This window comes from Micromonospora sp. DT43 (assembly GCF_049841645.1).
In the GTDB taxonomy this organism is placed as follows: domain Bacteria; phylum Actinomycetota; class Actinomycetes; order Mycobacteriales; family Micromonosporaceae; genus Micromonospora.
Genome location: NZ_JBNCKR010000018.1, coordinates 24,622 through 45,291, shown reverse-complemented (window position 1 = coordinate 45,291; position 20,670 = coordinate 24,622). Strand labels below are relative to the sequence as shown.

24 protein-coding genes are annotated in these 20,670 nt (G+C 72.4%); 8 read left to right on the top strand and 16 right to left on the bottom strand.

The window, feature by feature from the left end; translation table 11 throughout:
• Window positions 1–84 precede the first annotated feature (84 nt).
• Complete coding sequence (locus tag ACLQ26_RS29810) at window positions 85–729, bottom strand: HAD family hydrolase (protein ID WP_363689610.1); 645 nt, start codon at window positions 727–729, stop codon at window positions 85–87.
• A 65-nt stretch (window positions 730–794) separates the two neighbouring features.
• Window positions 795–1,655 carry a carbon-nitrogen hydrolase family protein gene (locus tag ACLQ26_RS29805; RefSeq protein WP_425747673.1) on the bottom strand — a complete coding sequence of 287 codons (861 nt, stop codon included), beginning with the start codon at window positions 1,653–1,655 and terminating at the stop codon, window positions 795–797.
• Window positions 1,656–1,732: 77 nt separating this feature from the next.
• On the opposite strand from ACLQ26_RS29805, the gene ACLQ26_RS29800 reads away from it, so the two are divergent.
• From ACLQ26_RS29800 to mug, 6 genes are all read left to right on the top strand, one after another.
• The gene (locus tag ACLQ26_RS29800; RefSeq protein ID WP_039906560.1) at window positions 1,733–2,305 is read left to right on the top strand and encodes a TetR/AcrR family transcriptional regulator; all 573 of its coding nucleotides are present in this window, start codon (window positions 1,733–1,735) and stop codon (window positions 2,303–2,305) included.
• 86 nt (window positions 2,306–2,391) lie between these two features.
• Window positions 2,392–3,324, top strand: a complete 933-nt coding sequence (locus ACLQ26_RS29795; RefSeq protein ID WP_425747672.1) for a TIGR04222 domain-containing membrane protein — start codon at window positions 2,392–2,394, stop codon at window positions 3,322–3,324.
• The gene (locus tag ACLQ26_RS29790) at window positions 3,321–4,139 is read left to right on the top strand and encodes a DUF692 domain-containing protein (protein ID WP_425747671.1); all 819 of its coding nucleotides are present in this window, start codon (window positions 3,321–3,323) and stop codon (window positions 4,137–4,139) included. The genes ACLQ26_RS29795 and ACLQ26_RS29790 overlap by 4 nt, the downstream gene beginning before the upstream one ends.
• Entirely contained in the window at window positions 4,136–4,606 is a 471-nt protein-coding gene (locus tag ACLQ26_RS29785) for a hypothetical protein (RefSeq protein ID WP_425747670.1), read from the top strand. Before ACLQ26_RS29790 ends, ACLQ26_RS29785 begins: the two co-directional genes overlap by 4 nt.
• 76 nt (window positions 4,607–4,682) lie before the next feature.
• Complete coding sequence (locus tag ACLQ26_RS29780) at window positions 4,683–5,444, top strand: SDR family oxidoreductase (protein WP_425747669.1); 762 nt, start codon at window positions 4,683–4,685, stop codon at window positions 5,442–5,444.
• 116 nt (window positions 5,445–5,560) lie between these two features.
• Entirely contained in the window at window positions 5,561–6,151 is a 591-nt protein-coding gene (gene mug, locus ACLQ26_RS29775) for a G/U mismatch-specific DNA glycosylase (RefSeq protein ID WP_425747668.1), read from the top strand.
• Here mug and ACLQ26_RS29770 read toward each other — a convergent pair whose 3' ends face one another.
• The 3 genes from ACLQ26_RS29770 to ACLQ26_RS29760 all read right to left on the bottom strand — a co-directional run bounded on the left by ACLQ26_RS29770 (window position 6,152) and on the right by ACLQ26_RS29760 (window position 9,288).
• Window positions 6,152–8,128, bottom strand: coding sequence for an ABC transporter ATP-binding protein (locus tag ACLQ26_RS29770; RefSeq protein WP_425747733.1), 1,977 nt, complete (start codon window positions 8,126–8,128; stop codon window positions 6,152–6,154).
• 118 nt (window positions 8,129–8,246) lie between these two features.
• Window positions 8,247–9,014, bottom strand: coding sequence for an enoyl-CoA hydratase/isomerase family protein (locus ACLQ26_RS29765; protein WP_363689622.1), 768 nt, complete (start codon window positions 9,012–9,014; stop codon window positions 8,247–8,249).
• A gap of 46 nt (window positions 9,015–9,060) precedes the next feature.
• On the bottom strand, window positions 9,061–9,288 hold the full coding sequence (locus ACLQ26_RS29760) for a helix-turn-helix domain-containing protein (RefSeq protein ID WP_007462679.1): 228 nt from the start codon (window positions 9,286–9,288) through the stop codon (window positions 9,061–9,063).
• Between the two features lie 212 nt (window positions 9,289–9,500).
• Between ACLQ26_RS29760 and ACLQ26_RS29755 the strand changes: the two genes are divergently transcribed.
• Window positions 9,501–10,100 (top strand): cadmium resistance transporter, encoded by a 600-nt coding sequence (locus ACLQ26_RS29755; protein ID WP_425747667.1) that lies wholly within the window; start codon window positions 9,501–9,503, stop codon window positions 10,098–10,100.
• A gap of 45 nt (window positions 10,101–10,145) precedes the next feature.
• Here ACLQ26_RS29755 and ACLQ26_RS29750 read toward each other — a convergent pair whose 3' ends face one another.
• On the bottom strand, window positions 10,146–11,750 hold the full coding sequence (locus ACLQ26_RS29750; RefSeq protein WP_007462683.1) for an ABC-F family ATP-binding cassette domain-containing protein: 1,605 nt from the start codon (window positions 11,748–11,750) through the stop codon (window positions 10,146–10,148).
• 263 nt (window positions 11,751–12,013) lie between these two features.
• Between ACLQ26_RS29750 and ypfJ the strand changes: the two genes are divergently transcribed.
• Window positions 12,014–12,940 carry a KPN_02809 family neutral zinc metallopeptidase gene (ypfJ, locus tag ACLQ26_RS29745; RefSeq protein WP_425747666.1) on the top strand — a complete coding sequence of 309 codons (927 nt, stop codon included), beginning with the start codon at window positions 12,014–12,016 and terminating at the stop codon, window positions 12,938–12,940.
• A gap of 58 nt (window positions 12,941–12,998) precedes the next feature.
• On the opposite strand, the gene ACLQ26_RS29740 is transcribed toward ypfJ, so the two are convergent.
• From ACLQ26_RS29740 to sufD, 10 genes are all read right to left on the bottom strand, one after another.
• Window positions 12,999–13,364 (bottom strand): SgcJ/EcaC family oxidoreductase, encoded by a 366-nt coding sequence (locus tag ACLQ26_RS29740; RefSeq protein ID WP_425747665.1) that lies wholly within the window; start codon window positions 13,362–13,364, stop codon window positions 12,999–13,001.
• Window positions 13,365–13,366: 2 nt separating this feature from the next.
• Window positions 13,367–13,678, bottom strand: coding sequence for a muconolactone Delta-isomerase family protein (locus tag ACLQ26_RS29735; RefSeq protein ID WP_425747664.1), 312 nt, complete (start codon window positions 13,676–13,678; stop codon window positions 13,367–13,369).
• Between the two features lie 168 nt (window positions 13,679–13,846).
• Window positions 13,847–14,509 (bottom strand): acVLRF1 family peptidyl-tRNA hydrolase, encoded by a 663-nt coding sequence (locus tag ACLQ26_RS29730; protein ID WP_425747663.1) that lies wholly within the window; start codon window positions 14,507–14,509, stop codon window positions 13,847–13,849.
• An 86-nt stretch (window positions 14,510–14,595) separates the two neighbouring features.
• The gene (locus tag ACLQ26_RS29725; RefSeq protein WP_425747662.1) at window positions 14,596–15,228 is read right to left on the bottom strand and encodes a LysE family transporter; all 633 of its coding nucleotides are present in this window, start codon (window positions 15,226–15,228) and stop codon (window positions 14,596–14,598) included.
• 703 nt (window positions 15,229–15,931) lie between these two features.
• Window positions 15,932–16,471: a metal-sulfur cluster assembly factor gene (locus ACLQ26_RS29720; protein ID WP_425747661.1), complete on the bottom strand. Its 540-nt coding sequence runs from the start codon at window positions 16,469–16,471 to the stop codon at window positions 15,932–15,934.
• A gap of 73 nt (window positions 16,472–16,544) precedes the next feature.
• On the bottom strand, window positions 16,545–17,018 hold the full coding sequence (gene sufU, locus ACLQ26_RS29715; RefSeq protein WP_425747732.1) for a Fe-S cluster assembly sulfur transfer protein SufU: 474 nt from the start codon (window positions 17,016–17,018) through the stop codon (window positions 16,545–16,547).
• 2 nt (window positions 17,019–17,020) lie between these two features.
• The gene (locus ACLQ26_RS29710) at window positions 17,021–18,325 is read right to left on the bottom strand and encodes a cysteine desulfurase (protein ID WP_425747660.1); all 1,305 of its coding nucleotides are present in this window, start codon (window positions 18,323–18,325) and stop codon (window positions 17,021–17,023) included.
• A gap of 20 nt (window positions 18,326–18,345) precedes the next feature.
• The gene (gene sufC, locus ACLQ26_RS29705; RefSeq protein WP_151489655.1) at window positions 18,346–19,119 is read right to left on the bottom strand and encodes a Fe-S cluster assembly ATPase SufC; all 774 of its coding nucleotides are present in this window, start codon (window positions 19,117–19,119) and stop codon (window positions 18,346–18,348) included.
• Complete coding sequence (locus ACLQ26_RS29700) at window positions 19,119–19,445, bottom strand: non-heme iron oxygenase ferredoxin subunit (protein WP_007462703.1); 327 nt, start codon at window positions 19,443–19,445, stop codon at window positions 19,119–19,121. The genes sufC and ACLQ26_RS29700 overlap by 1 nt, the downstream gene beginning before the upstream one ends.
• Window positions 19,445–20,593 carry a Fe-S cluster assembly protein SufD gene (gene sufD / locus ACLQ26_RS29695; protein WP_425747659.1) on the bottom strand — a complete coding sequence of 383 codons (1,149 nt, stop codon included), beginning with the start codon at window positions 20,591–20,593 and terminating at the stop codon, window positions 19,445–19,447. Before sufD ends, ACLQ26_RS29700 begins: the two co-directional genes overlap by 1 nt.
• Between the last annotated feature and the right edge of the window lie 77 nt (window positions 20,594–20,670).

Genomic DNA, 20,670 nt, shown 5'->3' with positions numbered 1-20,670 from the left:
CTGATCCTGCCGCCGCCCCGACGGCCGGTCAACCGAATTACGACCGCCTCGACCGCTGGACGCCACGTCCGGCGGCGGATCGCGTCAGCTCGCGAGCACCGTCGCAACCGCGGCGATCAACCCGTCCACCGTGCGGCTCGGCGCGAACCTGACGTCCGACCAGGTCCGTCCCCGGTGCAGCCAGACGCTTGGCAGCCCCACCGCGGCGGCCCCGCCGATGTCCGCCTCCGGACTGTCGCCCACCACCCAGGCGCCCCGCAACGGCATCCTGACCCGCTGCGCGGCGAGCGCGAAGATCCGCGGGTTGGGCTTGCTGACCCCGGCCTCCTCGGAGATCACCCAGTCGGCGACGTAGCGGTCCAGGCCGGTACGGCGGATCTTGGCGTCGTCCACGCGTACGGTGCCGTTGCAGACCACCACCGGCACCCAGCCCGCGTCGTCGGCGATCCGCAGCGCGCAGGCGGTAAGCGGATCGAGGCGGGTCTGCGCCACCACACCGTCGTGCAGCTCCTCCACCAGGTCGATCGAGGGGATACGCAGCTCGTAGCGGTCCCGGATCGCGTCGGCCAGGTCCCAGCGGTCGGTCAACCCGTCCGCGTCGATCGAGAGCAGCCAGTCGATGTCGGTGGGGGGCGCGCCGATGCCGTCCAGGAAGCGCTCACCCCAGCGGCGGAACGGCCCGGCCCGATCCAGCAGGGTGTTGTCCAGGTCCAGCAGGAGCAGTGGCACTCGGGCACCCTACGGGACCGACGTGTCCGCCAACAGATCCCGTGGGTCTCGACCTCACGGTGGGCTCAAACGGTCAGCGACACCCGTGGGCCGCCCTGGTTCGGCAGCAGATCGGCGAGCATCGAATGGGCCGCCCGGGTTGCCGTGAGCGCCGCCGGATCGAGCGTCGCCACCAGCACCGCCGAACCCTGGTCGGCGCCCCGGACGAGCGCACGTCCCTGCGGGTCGTAGACCGCCGCGCCGCCGTTGAACCGCCACGGGTCGCTGCCGCCGACCGCGTTGGCGAAGACCACGAACATCGTGTTGTCCAGGGCCCGCGCCGCGTAGTACAGGTCCCGGCGGTGTTCGGAGCCGGCCAGGTAGCCGCTGGGACACAGGTAGGCGTGCGCGCCGTCCAGCGCGGCGGCGCGGCCGTGCTCGGGGAAGCAGCCGTCGTAGCAGATGCCCAGCCCCAGCCGCCAGTCGTCGACGAGCAGCGTGGCACCCCGCCCGCCCGGGCTGAACAGCTCCCGTTCGTCGCCCCACAGTTGCTGCTTGTCGTACCCGACGCGGACCGTGCCGGCGCGGTCGACCACCAGGGCGGCGATGGTGCGCCGGCCGTCCGGGTGCCGTGCCGCCGCGCCGACCACCACTGTGGTTCCGGCCGTCCGCGCAGCGGCGCGCAGCGGGTCGAGCCGACCGTCGGCGACCACCCCGGCCGGGTCGGCCGCGACGTCGGTGCCGACCGGGTCGGCGGCGAGGGTCGGCGGGTGGTACGCGCAGAGGTACAGCTCGGGGAGGACGGCCACGCGGGCGCCCTGCCCGGCGGCCCGACGGACCAGCTCGGCGGCGGCGCGCGCGTTGCCGGCCACGTCACCGGGGGTCGGTGTCGCCTGGACGGTGGCCACGGTCAGCGGGGCGGACGGCACGGGATGCGGCGGGGTCACCGGCCGATGGTAAACGGCGCGTTACCAAGCCGTACGTACGGTTTGCATGGCCCGGGGTGACCTGCGACGATCGCCGTGTGCCCAGAGTAAGCCAGGACCAGCTCGACGCGCGCCGGCAGGAGATCCTCGCCGCCGCGCGGGCGTGTTTCGCGCGGCTCGGCTACGAGGGGGCCACCGTCCGCCGCCTCGAGGAGGCCACCGGCCTGTCCCGGGGCGCCATCTTCCACCACTTCCGCGACAAGGACTCACTCTTCCTCGCCGTCGCCGAGGACGACGCCGCCGTCATGGTCGAGACGGTGGCCCGCAACGGCCTGGTGCAGGTGATGCGCGACCTGCTGGCCCGCGCGATGTCTCCCGACACCACCGGATGGCTGGGGAGTCAACTGGAGGTCTCCCGGCGGCTGCGCACCGATCCGGCGTTCGCCCGGCGCTGGGCCGAACGGTCCGCCGCGATCGCCGAGGCGACCCGTGACCGGTTGGCCCGCCAACGTGACGCCGGCGTGCTGCGCGAGGACGTACCGATCGACGTGCTGGCGCAGTTCCTGGAGTTGGCCTACGACGGCCTGGTGCTGCACCTGGCGATGGGCCGGCCGGCCGGCGACCTGGGGCCGGTCCTCGACCTGGTCGAGGAGGCGGTCCGCCGCCGCTGAGCGCCGCCGCCGCACACCGGCGTGGGACCCGTGGCGGTGGTGCTCCACAATGGGGCCGCCGATCCCTCCGGCGACAGGAGCAGCCGATGATCGTCCACGCCGCGTCGGGCGACACCTGGGGTGTCCCGGGCCCGACCTTCCTCCGGTTCTACCTCGTGGCGGCCGCCGTGGTGGTCGCGTTCGCGGTGCTGCACCGGGTCCGCCCCGCCACCTCAGGCGGGTACACGAGCGTCGACCCGCTCGGCCCGCAACAGGTCGCGTACCTCAACGGTGGCGCCGGACTCGCCGTGCACGCCTCGCTCGGCGGGCTGCGCGGCAGCGGCGCGATCGGTGTACGACCGGACCGCCGGCTGACCACTGGCGGACCGACCCCGACGGGGCTCACCCCGTTGGACGCGGCCATTCACTGGGCCGCCCACCAGCACTCCCGCGTCCGGGACCTGAGCCAGAGCGAGCGGGTGGTGGCCGCGCTCCACCAGCTCCGCACCGGTCTCGAAGAGCGTGGGCTGCTCGTGAGCCCGACGCGACGGGCCACCGCGGGACGATGGGCGCTGCTCCTCACCGCGCTGCTGGTGCTCGGTGTGGTGCGGCTGATCGCCGGCCTGGCCAACGGGCGGCCCGTGGGTTATCTGGCGCTCACGCTGGTCGGGGTGCTGGTGGCGACGCTGCTGCTCTGGCGGATACCGCGGACCACCCGGGCCGGTCGCGCCGCGCTGCGCGACCTGCGCAAACAGCACACCCACCTCACCCCCGACTCGTCCCCCGCGTACGCCACCTACGGCGCGGCCGGCGCGGCGATGGGCGTCGCCCTGTACGGCACCGCGTCCCTCTGGGCGCTCGACCCGGGCTTCGCCGAGCAGGCCGAGATCCAGCGTCAGGCCATCGCCGGCGGTGGCTGGTCCTCGGGCTACGGCAGCGGAACGTCGGGCAGTTCGTGTGGCGGCGGCAGCTCCTGCGGTGGCGGTGGCGACAGCGGTGGCGGCGGCGGGTGCGGCGGCGGCGGCGGGTGCGGCGGATGACCGCCCCGTCCGGCGTCGGCATCGGCTGGCGTCCCGAGATCGCCGGTTTCGTGGCCGAGCTGCCCGGGTTGCGCTTCGTCGAGGTGGTGGCCGAGTCGGTGCCGTCGACCGGGCCGCTCCCTCCGGGGTTGGCGCAGCTGCGCGAGCGCGGCGTGACGGTCGTACCGCACGGGGTGCGGCTCTCCCTCGGCGGTGCCGAACCGGTCGACCCGACCCGCGTCGCCCACCTGGCCGCGGTGGCGCAGCGGGTCGACGCCCCGCTGGTCAGCGAGCACATCGCCTTCGTCCGGGCCGGCGGGCTGGAGGCCGGGCACCTGTTGCCGCTGCCGCGCAGCCGGGAGGCGGTCGACGCGATCTGCGCCAACGTGGCCCGGGCACAGGCCGAGCTGCCCGTGCCGATCGCGCTGGAACCGATCGCCGCCCTGTTCGAATGGCCCGACGACGAGCTGGACGAGGCGGACTTCCTCACCGAGATCCTCGACCGCACCGGCGCGCTGCTGCTGCTGGACATCGCCAACGTGCACGCCAACGCCCGCAACCGGGGCACCGACCCGCTCACGCTGCTCGACCGGCTGCCACTGGACCGGATCGGTTACGTGCACGTCGCCGGCGGGGCCGAGCACGGCGGGTTCTACCACGACACGCACACCGATCCCGTACCGCCGCAGGTGCTGGAGCTGGTCGGCGCGCTCTGCGCCCGGCAGCGGCCACCGGCGTTGCTGCTGGAACGCGACGGCGGCTATCCCCCGGCCGCCGAGCTGCGCGCCGAACTGGACGCCCTCGCGGCCGCCGGGGGCTTCCCGGCCGTGACGTGACGGGCACGCTCGCCGAGCGGCAGGCCGCGCTGGTCGCGGCGCTTGTCGCCGGAGGCCCGTCGCCCGCCGGGTTCGCGGCCGGACCGCTGGCCGCCGCCCGGGCGGCGCTGCTCCGCAAGCGGGCCGGCGAGGTGGCCCGGCACTGGCCGCTGCTCGCCGCCGGCCTCGGCGCGGCGTGGCCGGCGACCTTCGCCGACTGGGCCGCCGACCGCCCCACCGCCGGTTCGCTGCGCGACGGCTGGGACCTCGCCCGCACCCTGCGCGAGCGCGACGCTCTGCCGCCGGGGGGCGCCGAGGAGCTGGCCGTCCGAGAGGCGGGCCTGCGCTACGACGGGCGTGCGGCGCCACGTCCGCGCCGGCTGCCGGCCGTGGCCCGCGCCGGCGGCGCCGTCGCGGTGCAGATCTCCGGTCGGGTACGCCTGCTGCGCCCCGCCGCGCGTCCGCCCGCCCACGTTGGCGGGCACTAGACAGTCCTCGGTCGAGCCGAGGCGGAGTCCAGGGGCTTCGACACGGGCCTCAGCCGGATGCGGCATGATCGGCGGCATGGATCTCGGACTGACCGACCGGGTGTACGTGCTCACTGGCGCCTCTCGTGGCCTCGGTTACGCGACGGCGCGGTGCCTGGTCGCCGACGGCGCGCGGGTCGTGCTCTCGGCCCGGGACGCCGACGCGGTCGCCGCCGCAGCGGAAGGGCTCGGTGGCCCGGACCGGGCGGTAGGCGTCACCGCCGACCTGGCCGACCCGCAGACCCCGGATCGGCTCGTCGCGGCGGCCCGGCAGCACTTCGGCCGGATCGACGGCGCGCTCATCTCGGTCGGCGGCCCACCCGCCGGCAACGCCGCGTCGATCACCGACGAACAGTGGCGGCACTCCTTCGAGACCGTCTTCCTGGGCACCGTCCGCGCGGCGCGCACGGTCGCCGCCGCGCTGCCCGACGGGGGCGCGATCGGGCTGGTGCTCTCCACCTCCGCCCGTGGCCCGGTGCCCGGCCTCGGCATCTCCAACGGCCTGCGGCCCGGCCTGGTCGGCGTCGCCAAGGACATCTCCGACGAATACGGCCCTCGCGGCGTACGCGTGGTCGGCCTCCTGCCCGGCCGGATCATGACCGACCGAAACCGGGAGCTGTTCGCCGCCACCGGCGACCCCGAGCGGGCCCGCGCCGAGGCGGAGGCGAGCATCCCGCTGCGGCGCATCGCCGACCCGGCCGAGTTCGGACGGGTGGCCGCCTTCGTGCTCTCCCCCGCCGCCAGCTACCTGACCGGGCTCACCGTGCCTGTCGACGGCGGCGCGCTCCGCGGGCTGTGACGCCCGACCGGGCCGAGCCCCGTCGCCCGGCCGTTGATCGACTCGGCTTCACGGAAGTCGGGCCGTCCACGCGACCAGGACACCGCGACTTCCAGGAACCCGAGTCGATCAGGACGGTGCCGCCCGGGACGTTCCGTCCGACGCGGACTGAGCTGGCGGCGGCCGCGGACCGGACCATCCCCGACGTGCTCGCGCCCGGGTTGGCGGTGCTGTTCGTCGGCATCAACCCGGGCCTCTGGTCGGCCGCCACGGGCTGGCACTTCGCCCGCCCCGGCAACCGGTTCTGGCCCGCGCTGCACGCCGGCGGGTTCACCCCTCGGCTGCTGCACCCCAGCGAACAGCACCAGCTGCCCGCCCTGGGCCTCGGCATCACCAACATGGCCGCCCGGGCCAGCGCCCGCGCCGACGAGCTGACCGCCGCGGAACTTCTCGACGGCGCGGCGATTCTGACCGACAAGGTGACCCGGTACCGGCCGCGCTGGGTGGCGGTGGTGGGGGTGACCGCGTACCGGATCGGTTTTCAGCGGCCGAAGGCCACCTTCGGACCGCAGCCGGAGTCGTTGGCCGGGGCGCGGCTGTGGGTGCTGCCCAACCCGAGCGGCCTGAACGCGCACTTCACGCCTGTCACCCTGGGCGCGGCGTTCGCCGAGCTGCGCGAGACGACGGGCCTGCCGGACCGCCGCCCGCCAAGACCACCCGGCCGTTGATCAGTTGGCGGCGGCGGGTGGCATGGCCTCGTCGGCGACGTACGTGCCCAGGGGCATGACCACCGGCTCGGGGCCTGTCGCGTCCACGAACGGCTTCGGCGAGTCCGCGACGGCGAACTGCGTGCGGTACAGCTCGGCGTAGAGCCCGCCGACCGCGACCAGCTCGTCGTGCCGGCCCCGCTCGACGATGCGACCGCCGTCGAGGACGAGGATCTGGTCGGCGTCGCGGACGGTGGACAGCCGGTGGGCGATCACCAGGGCGGTACGACCGGCCAGCGCCACCGACAGCGCCCGCTGCACCGCTGCCTCACTCTCCGAGTCCAGGTGAGCGGTCGCCTCGTCGAGGATCACGATCGACGGGGCCTTGAGGAGCAGTCGGGCGATGGCGATGCGCTGCTTCTCGCCGCCGGAGAAGCGGTAGCCGCGCTCCCCCACGGTGGTGTCCAGCCCGTCGGGTAGCGCCCGGACGAGGTCGGCCACCTGGGCTCCGGCGAGCGCCGCCCAGATCTCGTCGTCGGTGGCGTCGGGCTTGGCGTAGCGCAGGTTCTCGGCGATCGTCTCGTGGAACAGGTGTGAATCCTGTGTGACGACGCCGATCTCGTCGCGCAGGGAGGCGAGGGTCGCGTCGCGCACGTCGACCCCGCCGACCAGCACCTGCCCGTCGGTGACGTCGTAGATCCGGGAGATGAGCATCGACAGCGTCGACTTGCCGGCGCCGGACGGGCCGACCAGGGCGACCATCTGCCCCGGCTCGACGCTGAACGAGACGCCCTTGAGCACCGGCTCGTTGACGGTCCGGTCGAGCGTGGCGACCTCCTCCAGCGACGCGAGGGAGATCTCGGCGGCGCTCGGATAGCGGAAGCGCACGTCGCGGAAGTCGACCCGGCCGGCGCTGCGGGGCACCGGCACCGCGTCGGGCTTCTCCACGATGCCGGGTTCGAGGTCGAGCACCTCGAAGACGCGGTCGAAGGAGACCAGCGCGCTCATCACGTCCACCCGGACGTTGGAGAGCGCGGTGAGCGGCCCGTACAGCCGGGTGAGCAGCAACGCGAGGGTCACGACGGTGCCCGCGCTGACACCGCCGGTGACCGCGAGCCAACCGCCCAGGCCGTAGGTGAGCGCCTGGGCCAGCGAGGCGACGAGCAGCATCGCCACGAAGAAGGTCCGCGAGTACATGGCCGACTGGATGCCGATGTCACGCACCCGCTCGGCCCGGTCGGCGAACCGGCGGGCCTCGATCTCGGGCTGGCCGAACAGCTTCACCAGCAGCGCGCCGGCCACCCCGAACCGCTCGGTCATCGTCGCGCTCATCTTGGCGTCGAGGTTGTACGCCTCGCGGGTGATGTCGGCGAGCCGCCGCCCGACCCGTCGGGCCGGAATGATGAAGATCGGCAGTAGCACCAGCGAGAGCGCGGTGATCTGCCAGGAGAGGGTGAACATCACCGCGGCGGTGAGGACCAGCTGGATGACGTTGCTGACCACACCGGACAGGGTGGAGGTGAACGCCCGCTGGGCGCCGAGCACGTCGTTGTTGAGCCGGCTGACCAGGGCGCCGGTCTGGGTGCGGGTGAAGAACTGCAAGGGCATCCGCTGCACGTGGTCGTAGACCCGGGTGCGCAGGTTGAGGATGATGCCTTCGCCGATGCGGGCCGAATACCACCGCTGGGCCAGGGACAGCAGCGCGTCGGCGACCGCCAGCCCGGCGATGAACAGGGCCAGCCGGACCACGAGCCGGCCGGCCTCGCTGCCACCCCGGTTGATGGCGTTGATGACGTCGCCGGCGAGCACCGGTGTGGCCACGCCGATGATGGCGGCCAGCACCACGGTGGCCAGGAAGACGATGATGTCGCGCCGGTAGGGCTGGGCGAACGCCACGATGCGGCGGGCCACCCCGTGCTTGAGCCGGTGGGTGGAAACCTCGTCGCGGTTGCGCATCGACCGGAGCATGCTCCACCCGGCCATGCCACCGCCGGACATCGGGTTGGACACCGCTCACCTCCGGGTCGTCGGGTGGGACACCTCCGTCAGGGTCAATTCTCCCGACGACTCTGACAACCTCGGTCGTAACCCGGATCTTCCCGCACGGTCCTTACGACTATTCTCCCCGGCCGGCCAGGTCCCGCAGGCGGCGGGTCTGCGCCTCCCGTTCGGCGCGCTGCTGGTCGGCGTGCGACCGGCCGGCCGCGCCGGCAAGCAGGGCCTTGATCTCCACCACCGCGTCGCGCGGCCCGGCCAGCAGGCCCGCGGTGAGGTCACGGACCGCGTCGTCCAGCTCACCCGGCGGTACGACGAGAGTGGCCAGCCCGATCCGGTCCGCCTCGGCGGCGTCCAGCCGGCGGCCGGTAGCGCAGATCTCCAGCGCCCGGGAATAGCCGACCAGCTCGACGAGGCGCTTCGTGCCGGCCAGGTCGGGCACCAGCCCTAGGGTCACCTCGGCCATCGACAGTTTCGCGTCGGCGGCCAGGACGCGCAGGTCACAGGCCAGCGCGAGTTGGAAACCGGCACCGATCGCGTGCCCCTGCACGGCGGCCACGGAGATGACGTCCGGACGGTGCAGCCAGGTGAAGCCGGCCTGGAACGCGGCGATCTGGTCGGCGCACTCCTGCTCGGGCAGCGTGGCCAGCTCGGCGAACGACCCCGGGCCGGAGGCACCGGCCACCGCGAGGTCGAGGCCGGCGGAGAACGCACGCCCCTCGCCACGCACCACCACCACCCGGACGTCGCCGGGCAGGTCGCGGGAGAAGTCGCTCATCGCGCGCCACATGGCAGGCGTCTGGGCATTGAGCACGTCGGGCCGGCACAACGTCACCGTGGCAACCGGCCCGTCGCAGGTCAGCCGGACCCCGGTCGCCTCGGCGGTCACCGGACGGCCCGGGGCGCGGCGCTGGTGGACGACGCTGAGGGGCGGGTCACGCCTTCTTACGGCGCCGGGCACCGCCGCGCTGACGCAGCTGAACCCCGGACTCGGTGAGCACTCGGTGGATGAACCCGTAGGAACGGCCGGTCGAGGCCGCAAGCGCGCGGATGCTCTCCCCCGAGGTGTACCGCTTTACCAGGTCCTTGGCGAGCGTCTGACGCTCGGCTCCGACGATCCGGCGACCCTTCTCAGTGCTGGTGGCTGTGCCAGTGGCTGCCATGCTGTGTCCTCACGTCCCAGACTGTGCGGTTCGGATACGGTCCCACCTATTAGACCGCCTCGGACGATCATGCGCCAGATATCAACTCTTCGCCAACCGACACGCTATGCAATGTCAGCTACCCGATAGAGTGATCCTCGCGATCGGTCCCGGCGCATCGTCCGGGTGGGCCACCGCCGACCGGCGACTCCTCTCGCCGTACGCTCCCGGGCGTGATCGACCTGCTCGGCAACGCGGCGGCAGCGGCAGTGGTCTTCGCCGCCACCGACATCGACGACATCGTCATCCTCACGCTGTTCTTCGTGGCGGCCCGCACCACCGGCCGGCCCCGCACCTGGCAGATCGTCGCCGGCCAGTACCTCGGCATCGGCGTGCTCGCGCTGGCCAGCGCGGTGGTCGCCGCCGGGCTGCTTGTCGTGCCGGACCCGTGGACCGGGCTGCTCGGCCTGCTGCCGATCGCGCTGGGGGTCCGCGCGCTGCGCGGCTCCGGCGACGACGAGCCGGCCACGGTGGTCACCGGAACGCCCGGCGTGGCCGGGGTGACCATCGCCAACGGCGCCGACAACGTGGCCGTCTACGTACCCGTGTTCCGGGCCCTGGGCCCCGGCGACAGCGCGGTCTTCCTGCTGGTCTTCGTGGTGCTCGTCGGCCTGTGGTGCGCCGCCGCGGCCTGGCTGGGTGGACACCGCAGGGTGGTCCGGCTGGTGGAGCGTGCCGGACACTGGCTGGTACCGACGATCTTCGTCACCATCGGGGTGGTCATCCTGGTCAGCTCCGGCGTGGTCGGCCGGCTGGTGGACCTGCTCGGCTGAGACCGGCCCGAGCCCGACGAGCCCAGCCCGACCCAGCCGGGCCGATCAGGCCAGCTCGACCAGTTCGAGAAGGTCGTCGCTCCAGGCGTCCTCGTCGCCGTCGGGCAGCAGGATCGCGCGGTCGGGCTTGAGCGCGAGCACCGCGCCCGGGTCGTGCGTGACAAGCACGATGGCGCCCGGGTAGTTGGCGATCGCGTCCAGCACCTGCTCCCGGCTGACCGGGTCGAGGTTGTTCGTCGGCTCGTCGAGAAGCAGCACGTTGGCGCCGGAGCAGACCAGGGTGGACAGTGCCAACCGGGTCTTCTCGCCGCCGGAGAGCACCCCGGCCGGCTTGTTCACGTCGTCGCCGGAGAACAGGAACGCGCCGAGGATCTTGCGCAGGTCGGTGTCGGACTGCTCGACGGCTGCGGCGCGCATGTTCTCCAGCACCGTCCGCTCCACGTCAAGCGTCTCGTGCTCCTGGGCGTAGTAGCCCAGGCGCAGCCCGTGCCCCGCGTGCACCTCGCCGGTGTCCGGGTTGAGCAGCCCGCCGAGCATCCGCAGCAGCGTCGTCTTGCCGGCGCCGTTGAGCCCCAGGATGGCCACCCGGGAACCCCTGTCCACCGCGACGTTGACGTCGGTGAAGATCTCCAACGAGCCGTACGACTTGGACAGGCCGGTCGCGGTGAGCGGCGTCTTGCCGCAAGGGGCGGGGCTGGGGAAGCGGACCTTGGCGACCCGGTCGGCGACGCGTACCTCCTCCAGGCCGGAGATCAGCTTCTCGGCACGGCGGGCCATGTTCTGCGCGGCGACGGTCTTGGTGGCCTTGGCCCGCATCTTGTCGGCCTGCGCCATCAGCGCGCCGGCCTTCTTCTCCGCGTTGGCCCGCTCCCGGCGGCGGCGGCGCTCGTCGGTCTCGCGTGCCTCCAGGTACGCCTTCCAGCCCAGGTTGTAGACGTCGATCACGGACCGGGTGGCGTCGAGGAACCAGACCTTGTTGACCACCGACTCCAGCAGCGCGCCGTCGTGGGAGATCACGATGAGGCCGCCCTTGTGGTTGGCGAGGAAGCCGCGCAGCCAGGTGATCGAGTCGGCGTCGAGGTGGTTCGTCGGCTCGTCCAGCAGCAGGATGCCGCCGCCGTTCTCACCGGCGTCGCGGAACAGGATCCGCGCCAGCTCGATGCGCCGGCGCTGACCGCCGGAGAGGGTGCCGATGGTCTGGGCGAGGGCGCGGTCCGGAAGCCCCAGGTTGGCGCAGATACGGGCGGCCTCGGCCTCGGCCGCGTACCCGCCGAGGGCGGCGAACTGGTCCTCCAGAGCGCCGTAGCGACGGACCAGCTTGTCGCTGGAATCCTCGACGAGCTGGGCCTCGATCTCCTTCATCTGGGACATCAGCACGTCCAGGCCACGGGCGGAGAGCACCCGGTCGCGGCCGGTCACCTCCAGGTCACCCGTGCGCGGGTCCTGCGGGAGGTAGCCGATGGCGCTGCGCTGGTCGATCTGCCCGCCGTACGGCTGCCCCTCGCCGGCGAGCACCTTCAGGGTGGTCGTCTTGCCGGCGCCGTTGCGGCCGACCAGGCCGATCCGGTCACCGGGCTGCACGCGCAGGGTGGTGTCGGACAGCAGGATCCGGGAGCCGGCACGCAACTCCAGGCCGGTGGCAGTGATCATCTCGTGGGACTCGCTCTCGGGGTCTGGAAGGCTGACTCAGGGCACGCGAAAGCGCCGACGGGCTCAAGGGGCCCGGCGGCGCGGGGCGGTTCAGCCTTCGCAGCGCAGCACCCGACAAGTGTACCGGTCGCTCCCGGGCGGCCCGCCCGGATTACCAATCAAGATCATCGGGTACCGGAACGCCTGTCCGGACCCCGTCCGGCACTGAACCGACACAACGACACACATACGACATTCACCGGCATACGGCGATCGGGGTCACCATGGAACTCAACGAGCGGGCCGAGCTCGACACCTCCCAGGCCAACGACCTGGGGCGTGGATCCGGCGGTGGGGGCGGCGGCATGGGCATCCCCATCCCGGGCGGCGGCGGTCGGGGCGGCATCATCGGCATCGTGGTCGCCGTGCTCATCGCCCTGCTCGGCGGCGGCTTCGGCCTGAACGCCATGACCAACGGCGACGACGGCAGCCAGGCCGGCGGCGGCGGCGACATAGACCAGGCGTGCGGCACCGCCAATCCGGACCGTCTCCAGGACGCGCGCTGCCGCAACCTGCTCTACGTCAACAGCATCCAGGGGTACTGGCAGAAGGAGTACCCGGAGCTGGGCAACGGAAAGTACGAGCCCACCACCACGAACTTCTTCCAGCAGGCAGTGAACACCGGCTGCGGTCAGGCCGACTCGGGCGTCGGCCCGTTCTACTGCCCCGCCGACAAGTTGGTGTACATCGACCTGAGCTTCTACGACGAGCTGGCCACCCGGTTCGGGGCGAAGGGCGAGTTCGCCCAGCCGTACGTGCTCGCGCACGAGTACGGCCACCACGTCCAAGACCTGCTCGGCACCAACGCCAAGGCCGACCAGGGCGACCAGAGCGGCCCCAAATCCGCGTCCGTACGGCTGGAGTTGCAGGCCGACTGCTACGCCGGCGCCTGGGCCAAGCACGCCACCGAGAGCAAGGACAAGACCGGCGAGAAGCCACTGTTCAAGTCGATCACCGAGGCCGACATCAGCCAGGCCGTCGACACCGCCGAGGCGATCGGTGACGACAGCATCCAGGAACGCTCCGGCGGTCGGGTCAACCCGGACCAGTTCACCCACGGCACGTCCGCGCAGCGCAAGCGCTGGTTCACCCAGGGCTACACCGGCGGCGACCCGAAGAACTGCGACACCTTCGGCACCGACCAGCTCTGACAAATCGCCGTACGTCGTGGCAGGTCCTTCGAGGGCCTGCCACGACCATGTTCGCGCCTCAGTCGAGCCGGGAGACCTGGTAGTGCCCGATGAGCCAATCGCCGTCGATCCGGCGGACGACCACGCCGAGGTGGACCGTCAGGGCCGGGCGGTCGGTGAAGCCGAACTCCACCTCCAGATAGCCCAGGACCACGTCGTCGGCGAGGCGTCGGGTCTCCCGGATGTCGTACGAGGCGGTCAGGCCGAGCGGCTGCGCCTCGTAGTACGCGGCCACGCCGTCCCGACCGACGCTGTACGGGCGCAGCCCCTGGAAGACCGCGTCATCGGTGAAGCAGGACGCGACGTCATCCGGCTCGTGGGCGTCGACGGCGGCCCTCCACCGGTCGAGGACGCCCCGCAGGATCTCCGCCTCGCTGCTGACCATCGTCAGGCCCCCGGTTCCCGGGACGGCCGACCCGGGTCATTCGGGTGCGGCGTCAACGGGGTGACCGTCTCACGCCGCCAGGCGCGCAGCGGCATCGACGCGAGGACCGACTCCAACTCGTCCGCGTCGTCGGCCTCGAAGAGCCCCCACGTACGCCACTCCCCCGGCGCCAGCGGCGGCCGCCACAGCCGCAGGAGGCTGCCCCGCGCCGCCAGCTCGGCCGAACGCGCCGCCTCGCGCGTCCGCATGTCGGCGACCTCGTCCTCGGACGTGCCGTCGGGCACCGTCGTCACCATGTCCACCAGAAACTCCACAGGCCCATCCTCCGACGATCGACCCGGGAGCACGCCGGGAACCCTGATCCGCGTGGCGGTCATCTCCCCGCGGCCGCCGTTCGTCGCCGCGGGAGAGGGCCCGGCTGCCGCGCCGATCAAGCGGCGGTGGGCACGGCCTGCCCGTCCGCCGACAGCACGAGGCCGTCGTCAGCCGGCAGGGTCGGGCGCCGGGTCGCGCAGCCGGATCCGTACCGCACGGGCCGCGCCCACCGCCGCGACCAGGACCGCGTGCCGCGGCTCCGGCACGTCGAGCAGCCGCTCGGCGCGCAGCGGCACGAGCGGGGCCAACCGCCGGTCGGCCAGCACCGTGTCCACGGCACGCCGGTCACCACCGCAGACGACCGCCGCCAGCCGCGCCGCCTCCGGCAACAGCAGGCGTACGGCCAGGTCGGCCGCGTCGCCCAGCGCCGCCTTGGCCTGGTTGTCGCGGCGACGGGCGAACCGGTGCTGCGACCATCCCCCAGCGGCGGTTCGCCCCTGCACGTAACGGGTGTCCACCTTGGAGACCACGAGGTCGGGGCCCTGCGCCACACCGATCGCCACCGCTCCCTTGCGGGCCAGCAGCAGACCGATCCGGTGCGGTGTGCCGGCGGCAGCCACGAAGGCGTCCACGTCCGGGCCGAGCGGAGCGCCCGGCGGGGCGTACAACTCGGCGGTGCTCCCGTCGGGAGCGGTGAGCAGGAGGCCGTACTCCCGTGCGGTGGTGGTGGGCGGGCCGTGCCGGTCGGCGAAGCCCTCGACCCAGCGGCCGACGCGGGCCGGGTCGACCTCGACCCACCGGCCGCCCCCGGCTGCGGGTCGACTGGTCACGGCCCGACCGTACGCCACGGCCGCTCCGATCGGGCCGCCGGGCGGGCGGCTCAGCCCGGCAGCAGCGCCGCCACGGCCAGCGTGACTCAGCCCGGCAACAGCGCCGCCACCGCCAGCGCGGCGATGAGCGCGCTGGAGACCAGGCCGGTGATCAGCCGGCCACGCGGCCCGGTCAGCGCCTGGCCGACAATCGTGCCGCCGCCGGCGATGAGCAGTTGCCAGCTCGCCGACGCCAGGAACACACCGGCCACGAAGAGCGCGGCGGTCATCACGCCCGCGTCGGCGGTGTCCCGGCGGCCGAGCACCAGCGCGGCGAAGTAGAGCACCGTCGTCGGGTTCAGCAGGGTCAGCCCGAGCACCGCCGCGTAGGCTCGCCCGGGAGTGTTCAGCCCCCGACCGGCCGACGGCGGCGGCGCGTGCCGGGCGCGGTGAGTGGCCCACGTGCGCCAGAGGCCGTGTGTGGCGAGACCAAGCAGGACCACGGCGGCGACCACCCGCAGCGGGCCGGCCGCCGGTGCGACGACCTCGGCCAGGCCCGCGCCGCCGAGCGCGGCGACCGCCGCGTACAGCCCGTCGGCCGTCGCCACCGCGAGTGCCGCGGCCGCGCCGACCCGGAACGAGGTACGGGCACTGAGCCCCAGGATGAGGACCGCGATCGCACCGACCGGGATGGCCACGCCATAGCCGGCCACCAGGCCGGCGAGGAACGCCCCGCTCACGACGACGGGCTACGGATCGAGGCCACCGCGGGGAGGGTGCGCTGTCGACGCGCGGCGGTGGCCGCACGGACAAAAACCTGCATCGGGTACGCCTCGATCACGACCGCATCCTCCGCGCCAACCCCCGCCCGCGCCACCGGTTTTCCGCCCCACCCCGACCGCCAGCCCCTCGGCTCGGTTGGGGCCGGGATCGTGCTCGATCCTGGTTCTAGACGAGGAAGTCCAAACTCAAGACGGGGCTGGTGTTGCTCGAAGGGCGCTGGCCATCCGCTGTGGCTGCCCGCCGTGTCGATGTGCTGGTGAGCGGTATACCTCAGAGGTATGAATATGACTCTGCGGTATACCGCTCACGACCGCGTCCGCCCCCACGGAGGTGACCGACGGTCACCTCCGGCCGCCGACCGTCGGCTGCGTCCATCACCTCAGCCAGGGTTAGGAATTACTCGTCTAGTGGCCTCACCGAGGCGCGGACACCACTACAACCCGGAAACTGCGCGATCTCGCAACGCGAGGAGACAACGGCCGCAGGAGGGGGCGGACAGCGCGGCGGGACGGAGCGGGGCGGGCCAGCGCAGCGCGGGAACGGCCAGTGCAGCGCGGGGACCGGGTGAGGCGCACGGCTCGCGGACAGGCGCGAACGGGTCGAGCGCGGCGCCCCGGGTGGGGGCGTCGCGCTCGACGGGTGGAGCCGACCGGAGTCGGGTCAGACGTTGAAGCCGAGGGATCGGAGCTGGTCGCGACCCTCATCGGTGATCTTGTCGGGGCCCCACGGCGGGAGCCAGACCCAGTTGATCCGGATGTCGTTGACCAGGCCGCCGCCCGGGCCGGTGGTGAGCGCCTGCCGGGCCTGGTCCTCGATCACGTCGGTAAGCGGGCAGGCTGCGGACGTGAGCGTCATGTCCAGGGTCGCGACGTTCTCGTCGTCGACGTGCACCCCGTACACCAGGCCGAGGTCGACCACGTTGATGCCCAACTCGGGGTCGACGACGTCCTTCATCGCCTCCTCGATGTCGGCGATCATGGCCTTGCTGACGCCGCCCGCCGAGGCGGCGGCGTCGCCGGCACCCGGAGTCGCAGCGCCGTCGGTCGCAGCAGCAGCGCCGTCAGCCGGCGTCGCCGCGGCGTTTGTCGTCGCAGCGGCGCTCGTCGTCGCGGCTCCGTTGGTCGTCACGGCGTCGGTCTGCGGCGCCGCGGTGGCGTCACCGGCCTCCGGCGTCGCCGCGGTAGCGGTGTTCTCGCTCATGCCGTCCCTCCGGTTCGCTTCGTGATGCCACCGGGCACCACAGTGCTGCTGGAACTCGCTCGCTGGCGCTCGCTCACGCCTTCACCTCCGGGCTCACGCCCACGCCCGCGCGTGCCGCGGCGTCCTTGAACGCCATCCACGGCAGCAGCGCGCACTTGACCCGGGCGGGGTAGCGGGCAACGCCCGCGAAGGCCACCCCGTCACCGAGTACGTCCTCATCCGGCGTGACCTGGCCACGTCCGGACATCAACTCGACGAACGCCTCGTGCACCTCGAATGCTTCCCCGGCACCACGACCGCGCAGCAGCTCGTGCAGCACGCTCGCCGAGGCCTGGCTGATCGAGCAGCCCATGCCGTCGTACGAGATGTCGTGCAGCACGTCGCCGTCGGTGGCCACCCGGACGGTGACCTCGTCGCCGCAGGTCGGGTTGACGTGGTGCGCCTCCGCGACCCGGTCGGCCGCGTCCTCGGCGTCGCGCAGGCCACGGCCGTGCGGATGCTTGTAGTGGTCCAGGATGATCTCCTGGTAGAGCTGGTCGAGTTGCACCATCAGTCGAACACCTTCCGCACCTGCTCCAGACCGCCCACCAGAGCGTCGATCTCCTCGGTGGTGGTGTAGAGGTAGAACGAGGCCCGGGTCATCGCCGGGACGCCGAACCGGCTGCACACCGGCTTGGCACAGTGGTGGCCCACCCGCACCTGCACGCCGAGCGAGTCGAGCACCTGGCCCACGTCGTGCGGGTGCACGTCACCAAGCGCGAACGAGATGGTGCCGCCCCGGCCGATCGGTACGGTCGGGCCGAAGATCCGCAGGTCCGGCACAGTGGCGAGGGCGTCCAGCGCGTACGCCGTCAGCTCCTTCTCGTGCCACTGGATGGCCGACATGCCGATGCCGGTGAGGTAGTCCACCGCCGCGCCGAGCGCGACCGCCTCGGCGATCGGCGGGGTGCCCGCCTCGAAGCGGGCCGGCGGCGCGGCGAACGTCGAACGGGCCATGGTGACCGTCTCGATCATCGAACCGCCGCCGAACACCGGTGGCATGGCGGCCAGCAGCTCGCCCCGGCCCCAGAGCACGCCGATGCCTGTCGGGCCGCACATCTTGTGCCCGGTGAAGACGATGTAGTCGGCGTCCAGGTCGACCACGTCGATGGGCAGGTGCGGCACCGACTGCGAGCAGTCCAGCAGCAGCAGCGCGCCGACCTCGCGGACCCGCGCGGTGATGCGGGAGGTCGCGTTGACGGTGCCGAGGATGTTGGACATGTGCACCAACGAGACGATCTTCGTCCGTTCGGTGATCAGGTCCTCCAGGCCGGACTCGTCCAGCCGGCCCTGCTCGGTGACTCCGAACCAGCGCAGGGTCGCGCCGGTGCGCTCGCAGAGCAGCTGCCAGGGGACGATGTTCGAGTGGTGCTCCATCTCGGAGATCACCACCTCGTCGCCCGGCCCCAGCCGGAACCGCGGGTCACCGTCCGCGCGCAGCGAGGCGTTCGAGAAGGCGTACGCCACGATGTTGATCGCCTCGGTGGAGTTCTTGGTGAACACCACCTCGTCGACGCTCGGCGCGTGGATGAACGCGGCGATCTTCGCCCGCGCCCCCTCGTACGCCTCGGTGGCCTCGGTGCCCAACGTGTGCACCGAGCGCGACACGTTGGCGTTGTGCCGCGCGTAGTGCTCGTCGAGCACGTCGAGCACCTGGCGAGGCTTGTGCGAGGTGTTGGCGCTGTCGAGGTAGACCAGCGGGTGCCCGTTGATCTCCCGATCGAGGATCGGGAAGTCGGCGCGTACCCGGGCCACGTCGAAACGCGGCACGTCGTCGTACTGCGGCATCCCTGACGGGATCGCGATGCTGGTCATCTCGGCAGCGCCTCTCCCGCTCAGGCCTTGGCCGTGCCGGCCCCGGCGGCGTACCGCTCGTAGCCCTCGGCCTCGAGCTTGTCGGCCAGCTCCGGGCCGCCCTGCTCGACGATCCGGCCGGCCACGAAGACGTGCACGAAGTCCGGCTTGATGTAGCGCAGGATCCGCGTGTAGTGGGTGATCAGCAGCACGCCCGTGTCGCCGGTGTCGCGGACCCGGTTGACGCCCTCGCTGACCACGCGCAGCGCGTCCACGTCGAGGCCGGAGTCGGTCTCGTCGAGGATCGCGATCTTCGGCTTGAGCAGCTCCAGCTGGACGATCTCGTGCCGCTTCTTCTCACCGCCGGAGAAGCCCTCGTTGACGTTGCGCTGGGCGAACGCCGGATCCATCTGGAGACGCTCCATCGCGCCGCGCAGCTCGCCGCCCCAGGTGCGCAGCTTCGGCGCCTCACCGTCGATGGCGGTCTTCGCGGTACGCAGGAAGTTCGCCACCGAGACGCCGGGCACCTCGACCGGGTACTGCATGGCCAGGAAGAGGCCGGCGCGAGCGCGCTCGTCGACGGTCATGGCCAGCACGTCCTCGCCGTCGAGGGTCACCGAGCCGCCGGTGATCTCGTACTTGGGGTGGCCGGCGATGGAGTACGCAAGGGTGGACTTGCCGGAACCGTTCGGGCCCATGATCGCGTGGGTCTCGCCCGACTTCACGGTCAGGTCGACACCGGCCAGGATCGGCTTGAGCTCACCCTCGGGCAGCTTGACCGACACCTTCAGGTCGCGGATCTCCAGGGTGCTCATTATCGGGTCACTCCATTACTCGGCGTCAGGCTGAGGTAGATGTCGCCGTCGCGGACTTCGACGGGGTAGACGGGTACGGGTTCGGTGGCGGGCAGGCCGCTCGGCGCGCCGGTGCGCAGGTCGAAGCGCGAGCCGTGCAGCCAGCACTCAAGCGTGCAGCCGTCGACCTCACCCTCGGAGAGCGCGACCGCGGCGTGCGAGCACTCGTCGTAGGCGGCGTAGAACTCGCCGTCCTCGCCGTGCACCAGGGCGATCGGGGTGCCGTCGACGTCCGCGCTGATCGCGGTGCCCTTCGGCACGTCCTCGGTGGAGCAGATCCGGATCATCAGGCGCCGCTCCTGGCGAGCCGCGCCTCGATGGCGTCACCCAGGCGCTCGCGCAGACCCTCGACCGGGATCTTGTTGATCACCTCGGCGAAGAAGCCGCGGACCACCAGACGGCGGGCCTCACTCTCCGGGATGCCCCGGGCCATCAGGTAGAACAACTGCTCGTCGTCGAAGCGGCCGGTCGCGCTGGCGTGGCCGGCGCCGGCGATCTCGCCGGTCTCGATCTCCAGATTGGGTACGGAGTCCGCCCGCGCGCCGTCGGTGAGCAGCAGGTTCCGGTTGATCTCGTACGTGTCGGTGCCTGTCGCCTCGGCGCGGATGAGCACGTCGCCCACCCAGACGGTGTGCGCGTCAGCGCCCTGCAGCGCGCCCCGGTAGCCGACGTAGCTGCGGCAGTCCGGCACGGAGTGGTCGACCAGCTGGCGGTGCTCCAGGTGCTGGCCGCCGTCGGCGAAGTAGACGCCGTACAGCTCGGCCTCGCCGCCCCGGCCCGTGTACTCCACGCTTGTGAACTGGCGCACCAGGTCACCGCCCAGGCTCACCTGCACGTGCGTCACCCGAGCGTCCCGACCCAGCTTGATCTTCAGGTGCTGGGCCTGGACCGCGTCGGCGTCCCACTCGGCGAGGGTGACAAGGGTCAACTTCGCCCCGTCGCCCACCGCCACCTCGACGTTGTCCGCCAGGGTGCCGTGGCCGACGTGCTGCAGCACGATGACCGACTCGGAGAGGGCGCCGACCTCGATGAAGGTGTGAGCGTAGGCCACCACGTTCGAGGGGCCGCCGTGCACGGTGATGATCGCCGGCTCGGTGACCACCGCTTCCCGGGCGACCTGCACCAGCTTGGCGCCCTGCGACTCGCCGTAGGCGCGCGCGCTGATCCGGTCCGTCGGGGTCAGCACACTGCCCCGACGTGGATCGTCGTTCGCCAGGCTGCCGAGCGTGATCCCCGTGGGCAGCTGCCCGTACTCGTAGGCCGGCCAGTGCGCCGACTCGTCGGTGACGGCACCGTCGAGCAGGCCACGGAGGCGCTTGAGCGGGGTGAAGCGCCACTCCTCCTCCAGGCCGGTGAGGGCCGGGAAGTCGGCGACGTCGTACGAGCGCAGCGCCTGCGACTTGGTGCTGGGCGGCGCGGAAGCCTGGGTAGTCATGTCTTCCTTGGTCTGTCTGTTCCGTGACGACGAGGTTGGGGCAGGGTGCGGGCGGGCCGAGTTTCCGGCCCGCCCGG

What these genes read in the sequence shown, in the direction of transcription:
- ACLQ26_RS29790 (WP_425747671.1), top strand. Translation starts at nt 3,321, where the DNA reads ATGACCGCCCCGTCCGGCGTCGGCATCGGCTGGCGTCCCGAGATCGCC.
- ACLQ26_RS29700 (WP_007462703.1), bottom strand. Translation starts at nt 19,445, where the DNA reads ATGATCCGGATCTGCTCCACCGAGGACGTGCCGAAGGGCACCGCGATC.
- ACLQ26_RS29770 (WP_425747733.1), bottom strand. Translation starts at nt 8,128, where the DNA reads ATGTCCGGCGGTGGCATGGCCGGGTGGAGCATGCTCCGGTCGATGCGC.
- sufD (WP_425747659.1), bottom strand. Translation starts at nt 20,593, where the DNA reads ATGACTACCCAGGCTTCCGCGCCGCCCAGCACCAAGTCGCAGGCGCTG.
- ACLQ26_RS29740 (WP_425747665.1), bottom strand. Translation starts at nt 13,364, where the DNA reads ATGGTCAGCAGCGAGGCGGAGATCCTGCGGGGCGTCCTCGACCGGTGG.
- ACLQ26_RS29710 (WP_425747660.1), bottom strand. Translation starts at nt 18,325, where the DNA reads ATGACCAGCATCGCGATCCCGTCAGGGATGCCGCAGTACGACGACGTG.
- sufC (WP_151489655.1), bottom strand. Translation starts at nt 19,119, where the DNA reads ATGAGCACCCTGGAGATCCGCGACCTGAAGGTGTCGGTCAAGCTGCCC.
- ACLQ26_RS29760 (WP_007462679.1), bottom strand. Translation starts at nt 9,288, where the DNA reads ATGGCAGCCACTGGCACAGCCACCAGCACTGAGAAGGGTCGCCGGATC.
- ACLQ26_RS29795 (WP_425747672.1), top strand. Translation starts at nt 2,392, where the DNA reads ATGATCGTCCACGCCGCGTCGGGCGACACCTGGGGTGTCCCGGGCCCG.
- ACLQ26_RS29750 (WP_007462683.1), bottom strand. Translation starts at nt 11,750, where the DNA reads ATGATCACTGCCACCGGCCTGGAGTTGCGTGCCGGCTCCCGGATCCTG.
- ACLQ26_RS29780 (WP_425747669.1), top strand. Translation starts at nt 4,683, where the DNA reads ATGGATCTCGGACTGACCGACCGGGTGTACGTGCTCACTGGCGCCTCT.
- ypfJ (WP_425747666.1), top strand. Translation starts at nt 12,014, where the DNA reads ATGGAACTCAACGAGCGGGCCGAGCTCGACACCTCCCAGGCCAACGAC.
- ACLQ26_RS29720 (WP_425747661.1), bottom strand. Translation starts at nt 16,471, where the DNA reads ATGAGCGAGAACACCGCTACCGCGGCGACGCCGGAGGCCGGTGACGCC.